Source organism: Streptomyces sp. NPDC047014 (genome assembly GCF_040644195.1).
In the GTDB taxonomy this organism is placed as follows: domain Bacteria; phylum Actinomycetota; class Actinomycetes; order Streptomycetales; family Streptomycetaceae; genus Streptomyces.
This window is the reverse complement of sequence record NZ_JBEYVX010000031.1, coordinates 1-19,538: the sequence shown is the minus strand read 5'-3', so window position 1 is coordinate 19,538 and position 19,538 is coordinate 1. Positions and strand designations below refer to the sequence as shown.

At 75.5% G+C, this 19,538-nt stretch carries 12 protein-coding genes; 1 reads left to right on the top strand and 11 read right to left on the bottom strand.

Annotated features, from left to right (window positions below; genetic code table 11):
• Window positions 1-55: 55 nt before the first annotated feature.
• The 4 genes from ABZ873_RS18750 to ABZ873_RS18735 are packed head-to-tail and all read right to left on the bottom strand — an operon-like array spanning window position 56 to window position 4,121.
• Window positions 56-1,117 (bottom strand): ABC transporter substrate-binding protein, encoded by a 1,062-nt coding sequence (locus ABZ873_RS18750; protein ID WP_360872799.1) that lies wholly within the window; start codon window positions 1,115-1,117, stop codon window positions 56-58.
• 21 nt (window positions 1,118-1,138) lie between these two features.
• Window positions 1,139-1,957: an ABC transporter ATP-binding protein gene (locus tag ABZ873_RS18745; RefSeq protein ID WP_360872796.1), complete on the bottom strand. Its 819-nt coding sequence runs from the start codon at window positions 1,955-1,957 to the stop codon at window positions 1,139-1,141.
• A complete protein-coding gene (locus ABZ873_RS18740) occupies window positions 1,954-3,108 on the bottom strand; it encodes an iron ABC transporter permease (RefSeq protein WP_360872793.1) in 1,155 nt (384 codons plus the stop codon). The genes ABZ873_RS18745 and ABZ873_RS18740 overlap by 4 nt, the downstream gene beginning before the upstream one ends.
• A 5-nt stretch (window positions 3,109-3,113) precedes the next feature.
• Window positions 3,114-4,121, bottom strand: a complete 1,008-nt coding sequence (locus ABZ873_RS18735; protein WP_360872790.1) for an iron ABC transporter permease — start codon at window positions 4,119-4,121, stop codon at window positions 3,114-3,116.
• A 184-nt stretch (window positions 4,122-4,305) separates the two neighbouring features.
• On the opposite strand from ABZ873_RS18735, the gene ABZ873_RS18730 reads away from it, so the two are divergent.
• Entirely contained in the window at window positions 4,306-5,148 is an 843-nt protein-coding gene (locus ABZ873_RS18730) for an AraC family transcriptional regulator (RefSeq protein WP_360872787.1), read from the top strand.
• Window positions 5,149-5,155: 7 nt separating this feature from the next.
• Here the strand turns inward: ABZ873_RS18730 and ABZ873_RS18725 are convergent, their stop codons facing one another.
• The 7 genes from ABZ873_RS18725 to ABZ873_RS18695 form a co-directional block, all read right to left on the bottom strand.
• Window positions 5,156-5,611 carry a DoxX family protein gene (locus tag ABZ873_RS18725; protein ID WP_360872784.1) on the bottom strand — a complete coding sequence of 152 codons (456 nt, stop codon included), beginning with the start codon at window positions 5,609-5,611 and terminating at the stop codon, window positions 5,156-5,158.
• Between the two features lie 68 nt (window positions 5,612-5,679).
• Window positions 5,680-6,312, bottom strand: a complete 633-nt coding sequence (locus ABZ873_RS18720; protein WP_360872781.1) for an isochorismatase family protein — start codon at window positions 6,310-6,312, stop codon at window positions 5,680-5,682.
• Between the two features lie 96 nt (window positions 6,313-6,408).
• Window positions 6,409-8,121: a (2,3-dihydroxybenzoyl)adenylate synthase gene (locus ABZ873_RS18715; protein WP_360872912.1), complete on the bottom strand. Its 1,713-nt coding sequence runs from the start codon at window positions 8,119-8,121 to the stop codon at window positions 6,409-6,411.
• A 41-nt stretch (window positions 8,122-8,162) separates the two neighbouring features.
• Entirely contained in the window at window positions 8,163-9,293 is a 1,131-nt protein-coding gene (locus ABZ873_RS18710; protein WP_360872909.1) for an isochorismate synthase, read from the bottom strand.
• 337 nt (window positions 9,294-9,630) lie between these two features.
• Window positions 9,631-10,455 carry a 2,3-dihydro-2,3-dihydroxybenzoate dehydrogenase gene (locus tag ABZ873_RS18705; RefSeq protein WP_360872778.1) on the bottom strand — a complete coding sequence of 275 codons (825 nt, stop codon included), beginning with the start codon at window positions 10,453-10,455 and terminating at the stop codon, window positions 9,631-9,633.
• Window positions 10,456-10,569: 114 nt separating this feature from the next.
• Window positions 10,570-17,754: an amino acid adenylation domain-containing protein gene (locus ABZ873_RS18700; protein ID WP_360872775.1), complete on the bottom strand. Its 7,185-nt coding sequence runs from the start codon at window positions 17,752-17,754 to the stop codon at window positions 10,570-10,572.
• The coding region (locus tag ABZ873_RS18695) for a condensation domain-containing protein (protein ID WP_360872773.1) at window positions 17,751-19,538 on the bottom strand (1,788 nt) is incomplete at its 5' end. The genes ABZ873_RS18695 and ABZ873_RS18700, both read right to left, overlap by 4 nt.

Here is a 19,538-nt window from a genome sequence, read left to right as displayed (position 1 = left end):
CGGGCGCCGCCCGGCGGGACCCCCCACGGGTCCGGCCGGGCGGCCACCGTACGGCTCAGCTGCCGGCCACGGCCTTCGCCAGCAGCGGGGTCAGCTGCTCGGTGGCCCAGGGCGCGTTCAGCGCGTCGGGGTAGGCGATGGCGGAGGCGAGGTTGTTGTCCGAGGGCACCACCGCGAAGTGCTTGCCCTTGACGGCGTTCAGCGACTGGAACAGCTTGTTGCCCTCCAGCTCGGTCGGGCTGATCACGCCGCGGTCGCCGAACGGGTAGGTGACGAGGAGGACGTCGGCGTCGAGCTGGTCCAGGTTCTCCATGCTCACGCCGTTCTTGTCGGGCGCGTAGTTCTTCGCCTTGTCGGTCTTGACGAAGCCGAGCTTCTCGAAGATGCCCGGGTCCTGGGCCTCGTAGGACATGAAGCTGATCTGCTCGGGGTGCACGACCGCGTAGGTGTACTTCTTGCCCTTGAACTCGGGGTGCGCGGCGGCCGCGTCGGCGGTGGTCTTGTCGTTGGCCGCGATCACCTCCTCGGCCTTGGACTCCAGGCCCAGGGCCTGGGCGGCCCGGCGCAGGCGTTCCTGCCAGGTGAGGGTGTCGGCCTGCGGCTTGTCGGTGTAGGTGACGACGGGCGCGATCGGCGCCAGCTTCTCGTAGTCCTTGTCCATCTCCCAGGTGTTCATGCCCAGGATGATGTCGGGGGCCTCGGCGGCGATGGCCTCGTAGGCGGTGCCGTCGGTGTCGTCGTAGGTCTTGAGCTTGCCGGCCTTGAGGCCATCGATCGCCCGCTGCTTGAACTGCGGTACGGGGGAGCCGTCCTCCACGTCCGGGGTGATCACCGGGACGATGCCGAGCGCGAGCGCGATGGAGGTGTCGCCGTCGGAGACGGTGGCGACCTTGAGGGGCTTCTTCTTCACCTCGGTGGTGCCCCAGGCGTTCTTCTGGCTGACGGCCTTGAAGGCGCCGGCGTCGGCGGAGGCCCCGGCCGGCTTGTCCGAGCCCTTGTCCTCCGTGCCCCCGCCGCAGGCGGCGAGCAGGGTCAGCGACAGCGCGGCGGCCGTGGCGGTGGCGGCGCGCCGGACGCGACGGGCGGCGGAGGTGCGGGTTCTGGTGTACGTGGACAAGGGTGGTTCTCCTATGCGGGATCAGCGGTGCCGGCGGCCGAGAGGGAAGATCTGCGGCCGGTCGGTACGGGGGTGGGGGACGACGATGCAGTCCAGGCCGAACACCTCGGCGACGGTCTGCTCGGTGAGGACCTCGGACGGGCTGCCCTGCGCGGCGATCCGGCCGTCGCGCAGGGCGACGATCGTCGAGGCGTACAGGGCGGCCTGGTTGAGATCGTGGGAGACCAGGACGATGGTCCGGCCGGTCTGCTCGTTCAGGTCGGCGAGCAGGTCCATGACCTCGATCTGGTGCGCGATGTCGAGGTAGGTCGTGGGTTCGTCGAGCAGCAGGGTGGGGGTCTCCTGGGCCAGGGCCAGGGCGATCCACACCCGCTGCCGCTGGCCGCCGGAGAGCTGGTCCACGGGCCGGCCGATGAGTTCGGCGGTCCCGGTGGCCTCCAGTGCCTCGGCGACGATCAGGTCCTCGGCCGGGCTGCTGCGCTGCCCGAACCGCTGGTGCGGGTGGCGGCCGCGGCGGACCAGGTCCCCGACGGTGATGCCCTCGGGGGCGATCGGGGTCTGCGGCAGGATGCCGAGCCGGCGGGCCACCTCCCGGGTGGGGAGGGCGTGGATGTCCCGGCCGTCCAGGAGCACCGAGCCGGAGGCCACCGGCAGCAGCCGGGCCAGCGACTTGAGCAGGGTGGACTTGCCGCAGGCGTTGGGGCCGACCAGGGCGGTGATCCGGCCGGGCTCGATCTCCAGCGACAGCGCGTCGACGACGGTCCGTCCGTCGTAGCCCGCGGTCACCGCGCGGGCCGCGAGGGCCGGCGGGGCGGGGAGATCGGTGACGGGGTGGCTCATGAGGGGGCTCCTTGCCCGCGGCGCAGGATCAGCAGGACGAAGTAGGGGGCGCCGACCAGCGCCGTGACGGCCCCGGTGGGCACCGGGGAGATCAGCGGACCGTGCTGGGCCATCACATCGGCGCCGAGCACGATCGCCGCGCCGACCGCGGGGGACAGGACGAGCGCCCGGTCCCCGCCGACCAGCCGGGCCGCGATGGGACCGCTGACCAGGGACACGAAGGCGATGGGCCCGGTGACACTGGTCGCCAGCGCCGCCGCGGCCGCGCCGAGCAGCAGCGCGGCCGTACGGGCCCCGCCCACGCGGGAGCCCAGTCCGGCGGCCAGCTCGTCCCCGAGGGAGAGCGCGGAGAGCGCCCGGTGCACGGGCACCGTGCACACCGCGCACACCGCCATGGCCACCGCGAGGGTGGTCACCCCGTCCCAGGTGGCGCCGCTGACGCTGCCGATCAGCCAGCGCATCACCTGGCTCAGGCCCTGCTTGCCGGCCATGGTGAACAGGTAGTTCGTATAGGCGGTGCACACCGCGGCCAGGCCGATACCGATGATGACCAGCCGGTAGGTGTCCACCTTGCCGCCCTGCCGGCTGAGCGCGATCACCGCGCCGACCAGGGCGAACGCCCCGCCCACGGCGGCCGCTTCCACCCCGAGCGGGACGGCCGGCAGCAGGAGCAGTACGGTGACCGCGCCCGCGCCGGCGCCGGCCGAGACACCGACGATGTCCGGGGTGGCCAGCGGGTTGCGCACCAGCCGCTGGTAGAGCGCGCCGGCCAGCCCGAAGAGGGCGCCGCCCAGCAGGGCCGCCAGGGCCCGGGGCAGCCGGATGCGGTGGATCACGTAGTCGGAGATCCCGGTACGCATCCCGAAGGCGGCCGGCAGCACGTCTCCGAGGCCGAAGTTGCGCAGCCCGCCCAGCAGCAGGGAGGCCACCAGCAGGCCGAGCAGCAGCAGGAGCAGCAGTACCCAGGCCAGGGTGAGCCGCCGGTTCGCCGCGCGCCGGGCGGCGCCCAGCAGCGCGGCGGTGGCGGCCGGACCGCCGGGCGTGGGCGCGAGGTCCTTGCGGGGTGCGGGTGCGGTGCGTACGGCCTCGGCCGGCGGAGCCGGGGCAGTCGTCGGCGCGGAACCCGCCGTGGTCACGGGGTTGTCGGGCATGTTCCTCACATCCGCACCAGGTCGCGGCGGCGGGCCAGCCACACGAAGAACGGCGTTCCGACGATGCCGGTCATCACCGACACCTGCACCTCGCCGTGGTCCAGGATCAGCCGGCCCGCCGTGTCCGCGCCGACCAGCAGGATCGCCCCGCACGCCATGGACAGCGGCAGCGACCAGCGGTGGTCGGAGCCGACGAGCATGCGCGCCACATGGGCGGCGACCAGCCCGACGAAGGCCACCGGCCCGACGGCGGCAGTGGCGGCCGCGCACAGCAGCACCGCGACCGCGGCGCCCGCCAGCTGCGCCCGCTCGACCCGTACGCCCAGCCCGCGGGCGGTGTCCTCGCCGAGGGCGAGCACGTTCAGGGTGCGCCCCAGCGGCAGCACGAGCAGCAGCCCGGCCAGCGCGAACGGCGCGATCTCGTCCAGTACCGCGCTGCGCCCGGCGAGTTGCCCCACCGACCAGAACCGCAGCGAGGAGAAGACCACCTCGTCGCGGACCACCAGCAGGGTCACCACGGAGGCGAGCAGCGCCGCCACCGCCACCCCGGCCAGGACCAGGCCGAGGGTACTGCTGCCGGCCCGGGTCCGGGTGCCGATCAGGTACACGACGGCCGCGGTGAGGGCCGAGCCGACCAGGGCCAGCCAGAAGAACCCGCTCGCGTCGTTGACGTCCAGGACCAGGATGCCGAGCACCACGAACAGCGCGGCCCCCTGCTGCACCCCGAGGATCCCGGGGTCCGACAGCGGATTGACCGTCAGGGCCTGCATGACCAGGCCGGACGCGCCGAGGGCGGCGCCGACGATCAGGCCGAGCAGGGTGCGCGGGATCCGCTCGGTCCACAGCACGTCGTGGTCGTAGCCGGTGCCGAAGGGGTCGAACAGGATCCGTACGACGGACATCGGCGGGATGTCGCGGGCGCCGAGGCCGATGCCGGCGACGACCACCACCGACAGGATCAGGCAGGCGAGCAGCGCGACCGGGGCACCACGGGCGGCACGGGTGTGTGCCACGGGTGGCGCCGACGCCGCCACCGGCGGGGCGGAGGGATTCATGGGGGTACGGAGGCTCCTCACCGGGTTCCACTGGACGGAACTTAGGTTAGCCTTACCGCAGTGGCAGTCGGTCCAATGCCGGAGGCAGACCGATCGCAGTCAGGGGTCAGATTCGGGCCCTGCCACGAACGGGAGGGATTACATGAGCACGATGACCCCGCACACGACGATCGACACCGCGCGGCGCTCGACCCCGCCGCGCCCGCGCCCCAGGCCCGCGCCGGCCGCGAGCCGGCCGCCCGAGCGCGCCGTACCACCCGGGCCGCCGGTCCTCGCGGACGAGAACTACATCACCGTCGGCGGACACCCGCCGCACGTCCACGACTTCCACCAGTTCCTCTACGTGCCGCTCGGCCGGATCACCGTGTCCGCGCTCGGCCGGGACCACGAACTGACCGCGTCCGTCGCCCTGTGGCTGCCGGCCGGCGTCGTGCACAGCGCCCGCTTCGCGCCGGACGCGGTGGTGGTGTCGGAGTCCTTCGACGCCGGGCTGTTCGAGCTGCCCTACACCGAACCCACCCCGGTCAACGTCACGGACGCCCAACGCGCCCTGCTGCTGGGCCGGATGCGCAGCAGCACCGCCGAGCCGGACGACCCGAAGGCGTTCGCCGCGCTGTCCGCCGCGCACCCCGACAGCCTGCCGCTGCCGCAGCCGGTCAGCCCGGCCGCCCTCGCGGTGGCCCGGGGCCTCGCCCGCGACCCGAGCGACGGCCGGACGGCCACCCAGTGGGCGGCCGAGCTCTACACCAGCTCCACCAGCCTGCGCCGGGCGTTCCGCGCGGAGACCGGCATGGCCTTCTCCGAGTGGCGCACCCGGCTGCGGCTGAACCACGCCCTGTACCTGCTGGGGCAGGGTCAGTTGGTGGGTCTGGTGGCCGCGCAGGTCGGCTTCGTCAGCACCAACGGATTCATCCTCGCCTTCCGCCGGTACTTCGGCCGGACCCCCGGTTCCTACGTGCAGCAGCACGCGGACCGGATGCTCTGAGGCGCGGTCAGGCGCGCGCGGTCGCGGCCGGGCCGGTGGCGTCGCCATCCGCCCGGCGCCCGGCCCCGGCCTTGACCAGCCGGTCCGCGGCGAAGGCGCCCGGACCGGTGAACACCAGCAGCAGGAAGGCCCAGCAGAACATCGCGGAGGACTCGCCGTGGTTCTGCAGCGGCCACAGGGCCTCGGCCTGGTGCTCGACGAAGTAGGCGTACGCCATGGACCCGGAGGCCAGGAAGGCCGCGCTCCGGGTACCGGCGCCCAGCAGCACCAGACCGCCGCACACCAGCTGGATCACCGCCGCGTACCAGCCCGGCCACGCCCCGGTGGGCACGGTGCCCCCGCCGTGCGCGCCGCCCAGCACGCCGAAGAGCGAGGCGGCTCCGTGGCAGGCGAACAGCAGGCCGATCACGATGCGGAACAGGCCCAGGGCGTAGGGCTGGGCGGCGGAGAGACGCTCGGACATGGGGAACTCCTCAAGGGGGACGGGGGAGATGAGCGGTCGGGGGAGGCGCGGGGCGGAGCGGCCCGGTCTCACCAGGCGGCGGCGACCCGGTCGGCGGTGGTGACATGGGCGCACCGGCCGGCCGCGTACTCCAGGGCCATCCGGTGCTCGCGCTCGGAGAAGTCCGCGACGGCGTCGGCCACCACGAACGCCTGGATGTCGCGCATCCACGCGTCGGCCGCCGTCAGCAGCACCCCGATGTGCGCGTAGACGCCCGTGATGACCAGCTGGTCGCGGCCGAGCTCCGCCATCCGCTCGGCCAGGTCGGTACGGACGAACGCGCTGTACTTCCACTTCGTGAGCACGCTGTCCGCAGACGCGGGGGCCACCGCTTCCGGGATGGCCTCCGCCACCGGGTCGGCGGGCAGCCCCGGCCCCCAGAAGTCCTGCTGGAGGCCGCGCTCCTCGGCGCTCTGGCCGCCGCGCTGGGCGGTCCACAGCACCGGGACCCCGGCCCGGTCGGCCTCGGCGCGCAGCCGGGCGACCGAGCCGAGCAGGGCGTCGACGGTCGGGGAGCCCTCGCCGTAGGCCGACAGGAAGTGGTTCTGGAGGTCGTGCACGAGCAGGACGGAGCGGGCCGGGTCCGGCTTCCAGTCCACCCGGTTGGCGGGCAGGCCGTCCTCGGAGGGCAGGGCGTAGGCGTCGATACGGGGCAGGCTCATGGCGTTCGGTGTTCCGTTCGGTTCTCGGTCGGGCGGCGACAACGGCGGGGCCGGCGGGGCCGGTGGGGCCGGGGCGGGAGAGGGCCCGCGGCCGGGTCAGGGCCGGGGCGCGGGTTCCGGCGTACCGGCGCTCTCGGCGGTGGCGGCGGCGCGCAGGTCCTTCTTGGAGACCTTGCCCACCCCCGTGGTGGGGAAGGCGGCGACGAACTCCACCCGGTCCGGCACCTTGTAGCCGGCCAGGCCGCGTCCGCGCAGGAAGGACTTCACGGCGGCGGGCCGCAGCGGCTCGGCGCCGGCGCGTAGGATCACGTACGCGCAGGTCCGCTCGCCGAGGTACGGGTCCGGTTCGGCGACCACGTTCGCGTCGTGCACCGACGGGTGGGCGAGGATGTGGTTCTCCACCTCCTCGGCGGCGATCTTCTCGCCGCCCCGGTTGATCTGGTCCTTGGCCCGGCCCTCCACGACCAGGTGGCCGCTGGGCAGGGCGCGGACGATGTCGCCCGTGCGGTAGAAGCCGTCGGCGGTGAAGGAGCGCGTGTTGTGCTCGGGGGCCCGCCAGTAGCCGCGGATGGTGTAGGGGCCGCGGGTCAGCAGGTGGCCGGTGGCGCCCTCGGGGACCTCGTGGTCCTCGTCGTCCACGATGCGGATCTCGTCCGCCTCGGAGATCGGGCGGCCCTGCGTGGTGTTCACCAGCTCGTCGGGGTCGTCCAGCCGCGTGTAGTTGACCAGGCCCTCGGCCATCCCGAAGACCTGCTGGAGCCGGCAGCCGAGGGCGGGGCCGGTGCGGCGGGCCGCCTCGTCGGAGAACTTGGCGCCACCCACCAGCAGCACGTCCAGGCTGCCGAGGTCGTGCGGGGTCGCGGCGGCGGCCTCCGTCCACAGCAGGGCCAGCGGCGGCACCAGCCCGGTGATCGTCACGCCCTCCCGCTCGATCAGCGGGAACGCCGTCTCCGGCGCGGGCTGCGGGCACATCACCACGCGGCCGCCCGCGTACAGCGCGCCCAGCGAACCGGGCGAGGACAGCGGGAAGTTGTGCGCGGCGGGCAGCGCCACCAGGTACACGGAGGCGTCGGTCACGGCGCAGATCTCGTTGGAGCCGCGCACCGAGTACAGGTAGTCGTCATGGGTGCGGGGGATCAGCTTGGGCACGCCGGTGCTGCCGCCGGACAGCTGGAGGAAGGCGATGTCCCCCGGCTGCGGTCCGGCCGCGTCCAGCGCCTCCCGGCCGGCGGGCGGGTCGACGGGTACCTCGGCGAGCGCCGTGAACGGGCCCGGGTCCGGGTCCGCGATGAAAACCAGCCGCAGCCCGGGGACCTCGGCGCGGACGGCCGCCGCCAGCTCCCGGTGGTCGAAACCGGCGAGCCGGCCCGGCCCGACGTAGGCCGCGGCCTGGGTGAAGGAGCAGAAGTAGCCGATCTCCGCCTGCCGGTGGGCGGGCAGCGCGAACACCGGCAGCGCCCCGATCCGGAAGAGGGCGAAGACCACCTCGAAGAACTCGGCGGTGTTCGGCAGCTGTACCACCACCTTGTCGCCCGCCGCGATACCCCGGGCCGCGAACCCGGCGGCCATCCGGTCGGCCCGCGCGTCGAGTTCGCCGTACGTCCAGGCCCGGCGGCCGCCGTCGGGGCCGCCCGCCGGGTCCACCAGCGCCACCCGGTCCGGGTGGGCGGCGGCCCGCTCGCGGAGCATGCCGCCCAGGGTCTCGCCGCGCCAGTAGCCGGCGGCGCGGTAGCGCTCGGCGAACTCGGCGGGCCACAGGGGCGCGTCGTCCTCGGGCGCGGCCTGGCAGGACACGTCGTCCGCGGTCACAGCGCTCACGGTCACAGCGTCCGCGGTCACGTCGTTCACGGTCACAGCGATGCCCCCACGGCGCGCAGGAAGGTACGGAACTTCGCGGCGGTCTCGGCGGTCTCGGCCGCCGGGTCCGAGGCGGCCACCACACCGGCGCCCGCGTACAGCCGCAGCCGGTCCCCGGACGCCTCCGCGCAGCGCAGGGTGACCACCCATTCGCCGTCGCCGGAGTCGTCCTGCCAGCCCACGACGCCGGTGAAGAAGCCCCGGTCGAAGGGCTCCAGCTCGGCGATGGCCCGGCGGGCCACATCGGTGGGCGTCCCGCACACGGCGGGCGTCGGGTGCAGGGAGCGGGCCACGTCCAGGGCGGTGGTGCCCGGGTCCGCGAGCCGGCCGGTGACCGTGGTGGACAGGTGCCACATCGCGGCGGTGCGCACCAGGGTGGGCCGCTCGGGGACCTCCAGCTCCGTGCAGTAGGGCGCCATGGCCTCGCGCACCCCGTCGACGACGACGGCGTGCTCGTGCAGGTCCTTCGCGGACTCCAGCAGGGCGGCGGCCCGGCGCACGTCCTCGGCCAGGTCCGTACTGCGCGGCACCGATCCGGCGAGCGGGTTCGCCACCAGGGCCCCGCCGCGCCGGGAGACCAGCAGTTCGGGGCTGGCGCCGAGCAGGGTGCGGTCCGGGCCGGTGGGCAGCGCGAAGGTGTAGCCCGAGGGGTCGCGGCGGGCCAGCCGGCCCAGCAGGGCGGCCAGGTCGGGGGTGCGGCCGCGGGCACTCAGCTCCAGGGTGCGGGCGAGGACCACCTTGTCGAACTCGCCGTCGGTCATCCGGGCCACGGCCGTGGCGACGGCCTTGCCGTACACCTCGGCGGAGGGCTCCTCGGACACCGTCCACTCCAGCGGCTCCGGCTCGACGGGCGGGAGCGCCACCAGCGGGTCGGCGCCGAGCGCGGGCCCGCTGCGCACGTCCAGCGGGACCACCAGGGCGGCCGGCCCATCGGCGTCGAAGGGGATCGCGCCGATCACCAGGGGCTGCCGCACCCCGGCCTCGCGGGCGGCGGCGAGCGCGGAGCGCACCCGCTCCGGCAGCGTGCCCCCGGCGGCGGGCACCTCGGCGTGCACGCCCTCGGCGAGCAGCGTACGGGTGGGGGTGGCCAGGAAGCGCGCCCCCGGCCGGTAGGCGTCGAGCAGGCCGGTCGCGGCGCCGACGGCCGGGTGCTCCGACGCGGCCGGGCGGGCGGCGTCGGAGCGCGCGGAGCCGGAGCGCGTGGCGTCGGGACGGACGGCCTCGGCGCGGGCGGACGGGACGGGAGCGGCGGGCGGCTCCGGGGGCGTGGGGGGTGCGGCGACTGGGCGGACCGTCGGCACGGTGACTCCTCGGGGTGTCGTGGCGCGGGGGCGCGCACGGGTCTGGGCGGGGCGGGTGCCTGCGCGCGGGGCGGAGGCGTTCGTACGGGTGGTGCGCGGGCGGGGGCTCCGGCGGCGGGCCGGGCGGTCTCCCGCCCGCGCGGGTGCCGGGCAGGTCCGGTCAGCGCAGGGAGGCGCCGCCGTCCACGTACAGCTGCTGCATCGTGATGTGGCGGGCCTCGTCGGAGGCGAGGAAGGCGACGGCGTCGGCGACGTCCGCCGGGTCCGCGATCCGGCCGAGCGGGATGGCGTTGCGGTAGCCCGAAGGGTCGCCCTCCAGCACCCGGCGCGGGACGGTGTCGCCCTCCCACAGGGACCGCTGCATCGGGGTGTCGGTGGAACCGGGGGCGACCACGTTGCAGCGGACGCCGCTGCGCGCGTACTCCAGCCCCAGGCACTTCGTGAACATGGTCGCGGCGGCCTTGGAGGCGGCGTAGGCGGCCATCCCGACGCGCGGTACGGCCGCCGCGTCGGAGGCGACGGTGACGATGCTGCCCCGGCCGCGCTCCGCCATCGCCGGGGCGAGTTCGCGGGCGGTGTGGAAGACGCCGGTGGCGTTCACGGCGAACAGCCGCGCCCAAGCCGCGTCGTCGACCCCGGTGGCGGGACCGGTGTGCAGGACGCCGGCCACGTTCACCAGGATGTCCACCGGCCCGAGCTCCGCGACCGTCTCGGCGACGGCGGCGCGGACCGCGTCGGGGTCGGCCACGTCGAGGGCGAGGGGCAGGAAGCGGCCCGCCGGTACGGCTTCGCCGGGGGCGGCCTCGGCGGTCACGCGCGCGGCGAGTTCCTTGACGGCGCCGCCGTGGATGTCGGTGGCGGCCACCGAGGCGCCGTGGGCGTACAGGGTGCGGGCGACCGCCTCCCCGATGCCGCTGCCGGCGCCGGTCACGAACGCGACCCGGCCCGCGAACCGCGGGTGCCCGGGAGCTGCGGGATCAGGCATCTGGTCCTCCAAGTCGGGTGAAGAGCGGGGGATGGTGCGGGCCCCGGGCCGGGCCGCCGCCCCTCCGAGAGGGGGGCGGCCCTGCGGTTCCGGGACCCGCGGTGGGGCCGGCCGTCAGCCGGCGGCCGGGGCCGGCGGCAGCGCCGCGAGGGCGCGCGCCAGCTCCGGGCCGATCTCCGCCAGCGCGGCGGGGGACATGAGCTCGTCGTGACCGAGGTCGAGCACGTGCTCCACGAGCCGGCCGTCCAGGTACTCCGGCCACACCAGGGCCGGTTCCTGGTCCGCCGGGGTGGTCCGGGCGGCGGTGAAGAACAGCACGTCACCGCGGTAGTGCCGGGTGCGGCTGCGGGCCAGCAGGCGGACGCAGTCCACGTTCACCGACACGATCGCGTCGAGCAGGCGCTCGTCGAAGCCGGCGAGCAGGCCGCGGCTGTCGCGGATCGCGGCGATCCGCTCCTCGCGGCCCGAGGGCCCGCCGTCCTCGGCCTCCTCCACCCCGGCCACCGACAGCAGGAAGCCGGACTCCTCCCGCTCCAGCCGCTCGCGCCACTCCGGGGACTCGGCGTACGACCAGTCCTCGGTCTCCGTCGGATAGGCGTCGAGCAGGCCCAGGAAGGCGACCTCCTCGCCGCGCTCCTGGAGCAGGGCCGCCAGGGTGTGGGCGACGGTCCCGCCGAAGGAGTAGCCGAGGAAGTGGTACGGGCCCTCCGGTTGCACCGTACGGATTTCCGCGAGGTACCGCTCGGCCAGCTCCGCCACGTCCGCGAACTCGGGCAGCTCCCCGGCCAGGCCGGGCGACTGGAGCCCGTACACCGGCCGGTCGGCGTCCAGATGGCGCAGCAGGCCCGTGTACTGCCAGGCGAAGCCCGAGGCCGGGTGGAAGCAGAACAGCGGCGCGGCCGAGCCCTGGGCGCGCAGCGGCATCAGCACCCGCAGCGCGTCGTCGCGGGCGTCCCCGGCGATGCGCGCGGCGATGTCGGCGACGGTCGGCGCGGACATCACCGCCCCCACCTGCACCGGCACGCCCAGTTCGGCGCGGATCCGGCCGACCAGCCGCATCGCGAGCAGCGAATGCCCGCCCAGCGCGAAGAAGTTGTCCTCCACACCGACCCGCTCCAGCCCCAGCACCTCCGCGAACAGCGCGGCCAGGGCCTCCTCGCGGGCGTCCTTCGGCGGCCGCCCGGAGACCTCCCCGAGGTCCGGCGCGGGCAGCGCCGCCCGGTCGGTCTTGCCGTTCACGGTCAGCGGCAGCGCGGCCAGTTCCACGAACGCGGCCGGCACCATGTACTCCGGCAGTACCGCCGCCAGCCGGGCCCGCAGCGCGGCCGGCCGGGCGGCCGGGCCGGTGGCTCCGGCGGCCGGCACGGTGTAGGCGACGAGCCGCTTCACGCCGGTCGCGCCGGTGTGCACGGTCACCGCCGCGGCGGCCACCTCCGGCAGCCCGGCGAGCACGGACTCGATCTCGCCCAGCTCGATCCGGAAGCCGCGGATCTTCACCTGGTCATCGGCCCGGCCCAGGTAGTCCAGCCCGCCGTCGGCGCGCCAGCGCACCAGGTCGCCGGTGCGGTACATCGGCGTACCGGGCTCTCCGAAGGGGTCGGCGACGAACCGCTCCGCCGTCAGCGACGGCCGGCCCAGGTAGCCGCGGGCCAGGCCCGCGCCCGCGAGGTACAGCTCGCCCGGTACGCCCTGCGCGGCCGGCCGCAGGGCCCGGTCGAGCACGTAGGCGCGGGTGTTGTAGATCGGGCGGCCGACGCAGGAGCCGGCGCTGTCGGCCACGTCCGCGCCCAGCGCGTTGATCGTGTACTCGGTGGGTCCGTACAGGTTGTAGGCCATCGTGCCCCCGGTCTCCGAGAGCAGCGTCCACAGGGAGTCCGGGACGGCCTCCCCGCCGAGCAGGACCAGCGCCGGACGGTGCCGTCCGGCGTCCAGCAGCCCGGCGTCCACCAGCTGCTGGCCGTAGGAGGGCGTCACGTTGACCACGTCGATGCCGACCCGGTCGTAGTGCGCGGTGAGCGCCGCCGGGTCCAGCCGCAGCTCCTCACCGATGACGTGCACCTCGTGCCCGTCGACCAGCCAGAAGAACTCCTCCCACGACATGTCGAAGGCGAAGGACACGGTGTGCGCCACCTTCATCCGGCGCCCGCCCGCCAGTTCCACCGCCGGGGCGAAGATCCGCTCCCGGTGGTTGAACAGCATGTTCGTCAGGCCCGAGTAGGGCACGACCACGCCCTTGGGGCGGCCCGTGGACCCGGAGGTGTAGATCACGTACGCCGGGTGGCGGCCGTCGCGGCGGCCCGTCAGCTCCGCCTCCGCCAGCGGGGCGTCGGACAGCCCGGCCAGCTCGGCCGTGACCGCCTCGGCGTCCAGCTCCAGCAGCGGCACCCCGGCCACCCGCGGGACCCGCGCCGCGACCGCGTCCACCGTCACCAGGCACAGCGGCCCGGCGTCCTCGACCATGGCGGCCAGCCGCTCCACCGGGTGGTCCAGGTCCAGCGGCAGATAGGCGGCGCCCGTCTTGAGTACGGCGAACAGCGCGACCACGAAGTCCGCGGAACGCGGCAGCCCCAGGGCCACCACCCGCTCCGGGCCCGCCCCGCGCGCCCGCAGGGCCCGCGCCAGCCGGTTGGCCCGCGCGTCCAGCTCGGCGTAGGTCAGCCGCTCGTCCTCGAAGACCAGCGCGGTCTCCTGCGGGGTCCGGGCCGCCTGCTGCGCGAACAGGTCCGCGAGGGACACGTCCGGGATCTCCTGCCCGGTGTCGTCGCCCAGCTCCAGCAGCCCGGCCCGCTCGGAGGCGGGCAGGGTGTGCAGCCGGCCCACCGGGACCGAGCCGTCCGCGGCGATCGCCTGCACCAGCTGCGCCAGCCGTCCGGCCAGCCGCCGCGCGGTGCCCGCGTCGTACAGGTCGGGCCGGTAGGCGAGGGTCAGCTCCAGGGCCCGGCCCGGGGTCACCGCCAGGGTCAGCGGGTAGTGCGTACCGTCCACGCTGTGCGTCCAGCCGATGTGGTGCTCGGCCACGGCCTCCTCGCGGGCCGAGTCGTCCAGCGGGGTGTTGCGGAACACGTACAGCGTGTCGAAGAGCTGGCCGATCCCGGTCTCGCGCTGGATCCGGCCCAGGCCCGTGTAGTGGTGCGGCAGCAGATCGGCGTGCTCGGCCTGCACCCGCACCAGCAGGTCCCGTACCGGCTCGGCCGGGCGCAGCGACACCCGGAACGGCAGGGTGTTCATGAACATGCCGATCATGCGGTCCACGCCCGGCAGGCCCGCGGGCCGGCCCGACACGGTCGCACCGAAGACCACGTCGTCGCGGCCGGTCATCCCGGCCAGCGCCATCGCCCACGCCGTGGACAGCACCGTGTTCAGGGTGATCCCGGCGCCGCGCGCGAACTCCCGCAGCCGGTCGCTGGACTCCTCGTCCAGCGACAGGTCCACCACCTCCGCTGTCACCGGCGGGCGCGCCGGATCGGCCTCGGCGACCAGCGTGCCCTGGTCCAGGCCCGACAGGTGGCCGCGCCAGGCGCGCACCGCCTCCTCGGTGTCCACGGCGGCCAGCCACCGCAGGTAGTCCCGGTACGGGGTGACCGGCGGCAGCACCGACTCCGCGCCCCGGGCCGCGTACAGGGCGAACAGCTCCTCGAAGAACAGGGACTCCGACCAGCCGTCCGTGAGGATGTGGTGCTGCGTCACGCACAGGATCCACCGGTCGGCGGCCATCCGTACGAGGGTCACGCGCACCAGCGGCGGCGCCCCCAGGTCGAAGCGCTCACCGGCGTCCGCGAGGGAGAACTCCCGCAGCGCGGCCTCCTGCCCCTCCCGGTCCAGGTCCGACCAGTCCAGCTCCCGCCACGGCAGCTCCCACGCGTCCGGCACCACCTGCACCGGCTGCGGCAGTCCCTCGTGCCGGAAACCGGAACGCAGGTTGGGGTGGCGGCGCAGCAGGGCCTCGAAGGCGTCCCGCAGCGCGGGCGCGTCCACCTCGTGCAGCAGCTCCACGAAGTTCTGCATCAGGTAGACGTCCAGCGCCCGGTCGTCGTACTGGGCGTGGAAGTACAGGCCCTCCTGGAGCGGGGACAGCGGCAGCACCTCCGCCACCGAGGCGAAGGCCCCCTCCAGCGAGGCCCGTTCGGCCTCGGTCAGCTCCACCAGCGGGCCCGTCCCGGAGAGCAGCCCGGCGCCGTCTGCCGCGTCGCCCGCCGTGCCCGCCGTCGCGGCCATCCGGGCCGGCGTACGGTGCTCGAACACGTCCCGGGGGGTGAGCAGCAGGCCCTCCTTGCGGGCCCGCGCCACCAGCCGGATCGAGACGATGCTGTCGCCGCCGAGGGCGAAGAAGTCGTCGTCGGCGCCGACCCGTTCCACGCCCAGCACCTCGGAGAACACCGCGCACAGCGCCTCCTCGCGGGGGCCGCGCGGGGCCCGCGAGGAGGCCCGGCCGGTCAGCACCGGCGCGGGCAGCGCCTTGCGGTCCAGCTTGCCGTTCACGGTCATGGGCAGCACGGGCAGCACCACCACCGCGGAGGGCACCAGGAACTCGGGCAGCCGCTCCGCCAGCAGCTCCCGGACCCGCTCCGGGTCCGCGGTGCCGGTCATGTAGCCCACCAGGCGCTTCACGCCCGGGGTGTCCTCGCGGACCACCACGGCCGCCGCCGACACCCCGTCCAGGGCGGCCAGCGCCGCTTCCGCCTCGGCCGGCTCCACCCGGTGCCCGCGGATCTTCACCTGGTCGTCGGCCCGGCCCAGGAACTCCAGCTCCCCGTCGGGCCGCAGCCGCACCAGGTCGCCCGTACGGTACATACGCCCGCCGGACGGGCCGAACGGGTCTGCGAGGAAACGTTCCGCCGTGGCCGCGGGCCGCCGCAGGTAGCCGCGGGCCTCGCCCGCGCCCGCCAGGTACAGCTCACCCGGGGTGCCCTCCGGCACCGGACGCAGCGCGCCGTCGAGCACGTACGCCGCCGTGTTCCCGATCGGGCGCCCCACCACCGGGGTCGCCGACGCGGACAGGTCCGCCGCCAGCGCGTCCACCGTGTACTCGGTCGGCCCGTACAGGTTGACCGACATCACCCCCGGCGTTTCCCGGACCTGCCGCCACAGCGCCTCCGGCACGCCCTCGCCGCCGAGCAGCAGCAGCCCCGGCCGGTGCGCCCCGCGGTCCAGCAGCCCGCACTCCAGCAGGGCCTGCGCATGCGTGGGCGTCACGTCGAGCGCGTCGATCCGGCGCTCGCGCACATAGGCCACGGTGAACTCGGCGTCCCGCCGCTCCGACTCGTCCAGGACGTGCAGCTCGTGCCCCAGGACCAGCCAGAACAGCTGCTCCCAGGAGGTGTCGAAGGAGAAGGACGCGGTGTGCAGGGCGCGCAGCCGCCGCCCGCCCGCCGCGGCCACCGCCGGGCCGAACACATGGGTCACGTGGTGCGCGTACAGCGCCGCGAGACCGCCGTGGGTGACCACGACCCCCTTCGGCACACCCGTCGAACCCGAGGTGTGGATCACGTACGCCGGATGCCCCGGCAGCGGCCGGCGGCGCGCCGGTACGAGGCCCTGCGCGGGCCCGGCCTCCGCCGCGTCCAGCACGATCCGCTCGGCCCCCGCGCCGTCCGCCGCCGGCAGCAGCGCCAGCGCCGCCTCCGTGGTCAGCACGCACACGGGCCGGGCGTCGTCCAGCATCAGCGCCAGCCGGTCGGCCGGGTGGTCCAGGTCCAGCGGCAGATAGGCGGCGCCCGTCCTGAGCACCGCGAGCAGCGCCGCGACCGCGTCCGCGGACCGGGGCACGGCCAGCGCCACCACGTCCTCGGGCCCGACCCCGCGCCCGGCCAGCAGCCCGGCCAGGGCCTCCGCACGGGCGTCCAGCTCCGCGAAGGTCAGCCGACGCCCGCCCGACACCACCGCGACCGCGTCCGGCGTGGCCGCCGCCCGCTCCGCGAACCGGTCCGCGACCGTGCCCCCGGGCACCTCGCAGTCCACGCCGCGCGCACCGGGCCGCAGCGCGGCCGGTTCGTCGGCGGCGAGCAGCCGCAGCGCGCCCACCGGCGTCTCCGGGTCCCCGGCCAGCTGCTCCAGCAGACCCGCCAGCCGGTCCGCGATCCGGGCGGCGCCGCGCGCGTCGAACAGGTCCGGGCGGTACTCCACGGCCAGTTCGGCCCGCTCGTCCAGGTTCACCGCGAGCGTCAGCGGGTAGTGCGTGCCGTCCCGGGCCTCGACCCCGGCCACCCGCACCCCGTCGGACAGCGCCGGCCGGGCCGACGGGTCCACCGGGTAGTTCTCCACGACCACGAGCGTGTCGAACAGCTCGCCGCCGCCCGCCTGCTTCTGGATCAGCCGCAGCCCCAGGTGGTGGTGGGCCAGCAGGCCGTTCTGCTCGTCCCGGAAGCGGCGGACGAGCCCGCCCACGGTGTCCCACGGGCGCGCGGCCAGCCGTACCGGCACGGTGGTGATGAACAGGCCCACCATCGACTCGACGCCGGGTATCTCCTCGGGCCGCCCCGAGACGGTCAGCCCGAACACCACGTCGTCCCGCCCGGTCAGCGAGCCCAGCAGCAGCCCCCAGGCCGCCTGCACCAGCGTGCTCGGCGTGGTGCCCAGCCGGCGGGCCGCGCCCGTCAGCCGGGCGGTGGCCTCCGCCGACAGCTCCAGCCGGTGCACGCCGGGGCGCACCGCCATCCGGCCGGTGTCGGCCGCCGCCACCAGCGTCGGCCCCTCCAGCCCCGTCAGCGCCTGCCGCCAGGCGGCCTCCGCGGCCGGCGCGTCCTGCGCCTTGAGCCAGCGCAGGTAGTCCTTGTACGGGCGCACCGGCGCGGGCCCGCCCGGCCGGCCGTCGGCCTCGTACAGCGCGAGCAGGTCACCGACCAGCAGCGGCATCGACCAGCCGTCCACCAGGATGTGATGGACCGTCACCACGAGGAGGTGGTCGTCCGGACCGCGCCGCGCCAGCAGCAGCCGCAGCAGCGGCGGCCGGTGCAGGCTGAACCGGCGGTTCAGCTCGGCCCGCTCCGCCCGGCGCACCGCCGAGGGCGAGGGGTCGTCCGACAGGTCCACCCGGTCCAGCGTGAACGGCACCTCCGCCGGCACGAACTGCACCGGCTGCGGAACCCCCTCGTGCCAGAAACCGGCCCGCAGGTTCGGGTGCCGTCGGAGCAGGGCGGCACCCGCCCGCTCCAGCCGTTCCGCGTCCACGGGCCCGGCCAGCGACACCGACACCTGCACGGTGTAGACGTCCGGCGCGGCGCCGTCGTAGAGGGAGTGGAACAGCATCCCCTGCTGCAAGGGGGACAGCGGGAGCATGTCCTCGATTCGAGCCTGGGTCACTGCTGGGCCCTCCACATGTCTTCGAGCATCGTGATCTGGTCCTGGTCGAGATCGACCAGGTCGAGGTCCGAGGGGGTGTACCCCCCGGTGGTGCCGTGCGCCGCCCAAGCGGCCAGGGCGTCCACGGCGGCCAGGAAGCCGTCCGCGAGCTCCCCGACGGCGTCCTGCGGGACGGCCTCGCCCGCCCACGTGAACGTCGCGGTCAGTTCCGGCCCGTCCGGGCCGTCACCGATCTCGGTGGTGATCTCCAGCGCGTGCGACAGCGGCAGCAGCGGATCGGGCCGCGCCGCCAGGGCGTCGCCCTCCGCCGCCGGACCCCAGTCGGGATCCGCCGTACCGGTCTGCCGGCCCAGGTAGTTCCACAGCACCTCGGGCCGGGCCGCGCCGTCGAACAGCCGGGCCGTCGCCGGGTTCGCGTACCGCAGCAGACCCGCGCCGACCCCGCCGTCCGGGACCTGCCGCAGCAGCTCCTTGACCTCCTTGAGGGCCGCGCCCGCGTCGTCCCGCCCGGCCAGCACCCCGGCCGCGTCGTAGGACCGGGCCGTCACCCGCAGCGGGTGGATCGCCGTGAACCAGCCCACCGTCCGCGTCAGATCCGCGCCCGGCAGCAGCTCCTGCTCCCGGCCGTGGCCCTCCAGGTCCACGGTGAACCCGTCGCCGTACGCGACGCCCGCACGCGCCGCGAAGCCGCCGACGGCCAGGGCCAGCGCCGTCAGCAGGGTGTCGCCGACCGTGCCGTGGAAGGCCGTCGGGACCTCCCGCAGCAGCGGAGCGGTCCGGTCCGCGGCCGCCCGCACGGTCAGCCGCCGGGCCGTGGCCACGGTGTCCGTACGCGGGTCCAGCGCGCGGCGCGCCAGCAGCGGGGCCGTGGCCGCGGAGGCCGCCAGCCAGTGCTCCAGCTCCGCCGTCCGCCGCGGGGCCTGCGCCTCGGCCAGGAGGTGCCCGGTCCAGGTCCGCAGCGAGGTCGGCACCGGCTCCAGCGCCGGCTTGCGGCCCGCGGCCACCGCCTCGTGGGCGGCCCGCAGGTCCGGCAGCAGGATCTGCCAGGACACCTCGTCCACCGCCAGGTGGTGCGCGGCCAGCAGCAGCCGGCCCGAGGCGTCCGGGCCGCGGTCGAAGTGGACCGCCCGCAGCATCACCCCGGACTCCGGGTCGAGCAGCCGGGACACCCGCCCGGACTCCCGCGCCAGCAGCTCGCGCAGCGCCTGCTCGTCGGCCCCGGCGGCGTCGACCGTGTCCAGCACGTCCCCGGCCGTGACCGCGCCCACGGGCCGCACCTCGGCGCTCCACACCCCGGGCCGTGCCACCGTCAGCGTCTGCCGGAGCCCGTCGTGGTGGTCCAGTACGGCCTGGAGCGCGGCGCCGAGCGCGGCCCGGTCCGTGCCGGCCGGCAGCCGCACCAGCCTGGCCTGCGCGAACGAGGCGAAGGGGCCGCCGCGTTCGGCCAGCCACTGCGCCACCGGAGGCAGCGCCAGCGGGCCGGGCCCGCCGTCGGCGGGCCGCGCCGGGGCGGCCGCCGCACCCTCGCGGCGGGTGGCGACCCCCGCGAGGGCCGCCGGGGTCGGGTGCTGGAACACCTGGCGGGCCGAGATGGTCAGCCCGGCCTTCCGGGCGAGCCCGACGAGGCGGATGGAGACGATGCTGTCGCCGCCCAGCTCGAAGTAGTTGTCGTCCGGGCCCACCGCGGGCAGCCCCAGCACCTCCGCGACCAGTGCCCGCAGCACGTCCACCGGTTCACCGCCGGCCACGGGGGCCGGGGCGGCAGCGGCGGCGGCCGCCACGCC

Bases quoted from the DNA above. Each gene is read 5' to 3' on its own strand.
- ABZ873_RS18745 (WP_360872796.1), bottom strand. From the start codon at position 1,957: ATGAGCCACCCCGTCACCGATCTCCCCGCCCCGCCGGCCCTCGCGGCC.
- ABZ873_RS18740 (WP_360872793.1), bottom strand. From the start codon at position 3,108: ATGCCCGACAACCCCGTGACCACGGCGGGTTCCGCGCCGACGACTGCC.
- ABZ873_RS18730 (WP_360872787.1), top strand. From the start codon at position 4,306: ATGAGCACGATGACCCCGCACACGACGATCGACACCGCGCGGCGCTCG.
- ABZ873_RS18725 (WP_360872784.1), bottom strand. From the start codon at position 5,611: ATGTCCGAGCGTCTCTCCGCCGCCCAGCCCTACGCCCTGGGCCTGTTC.
- ABZ873_RS18720 (WP_360872781.1), bottom strand. From the start codon at position 6,312: ATGAGCCTGCCCCGTATCGACGCCTACGCCCTGCCCTCCGAGGACGGC.
- ABZ873_RS18705 (WP_360872778.1), bottom strand. From the start codon at position 10,455: ATGCCTGATCCCGCAGCTCCCGGGCACCCGCGGTTCGCGGGCCGGGTC.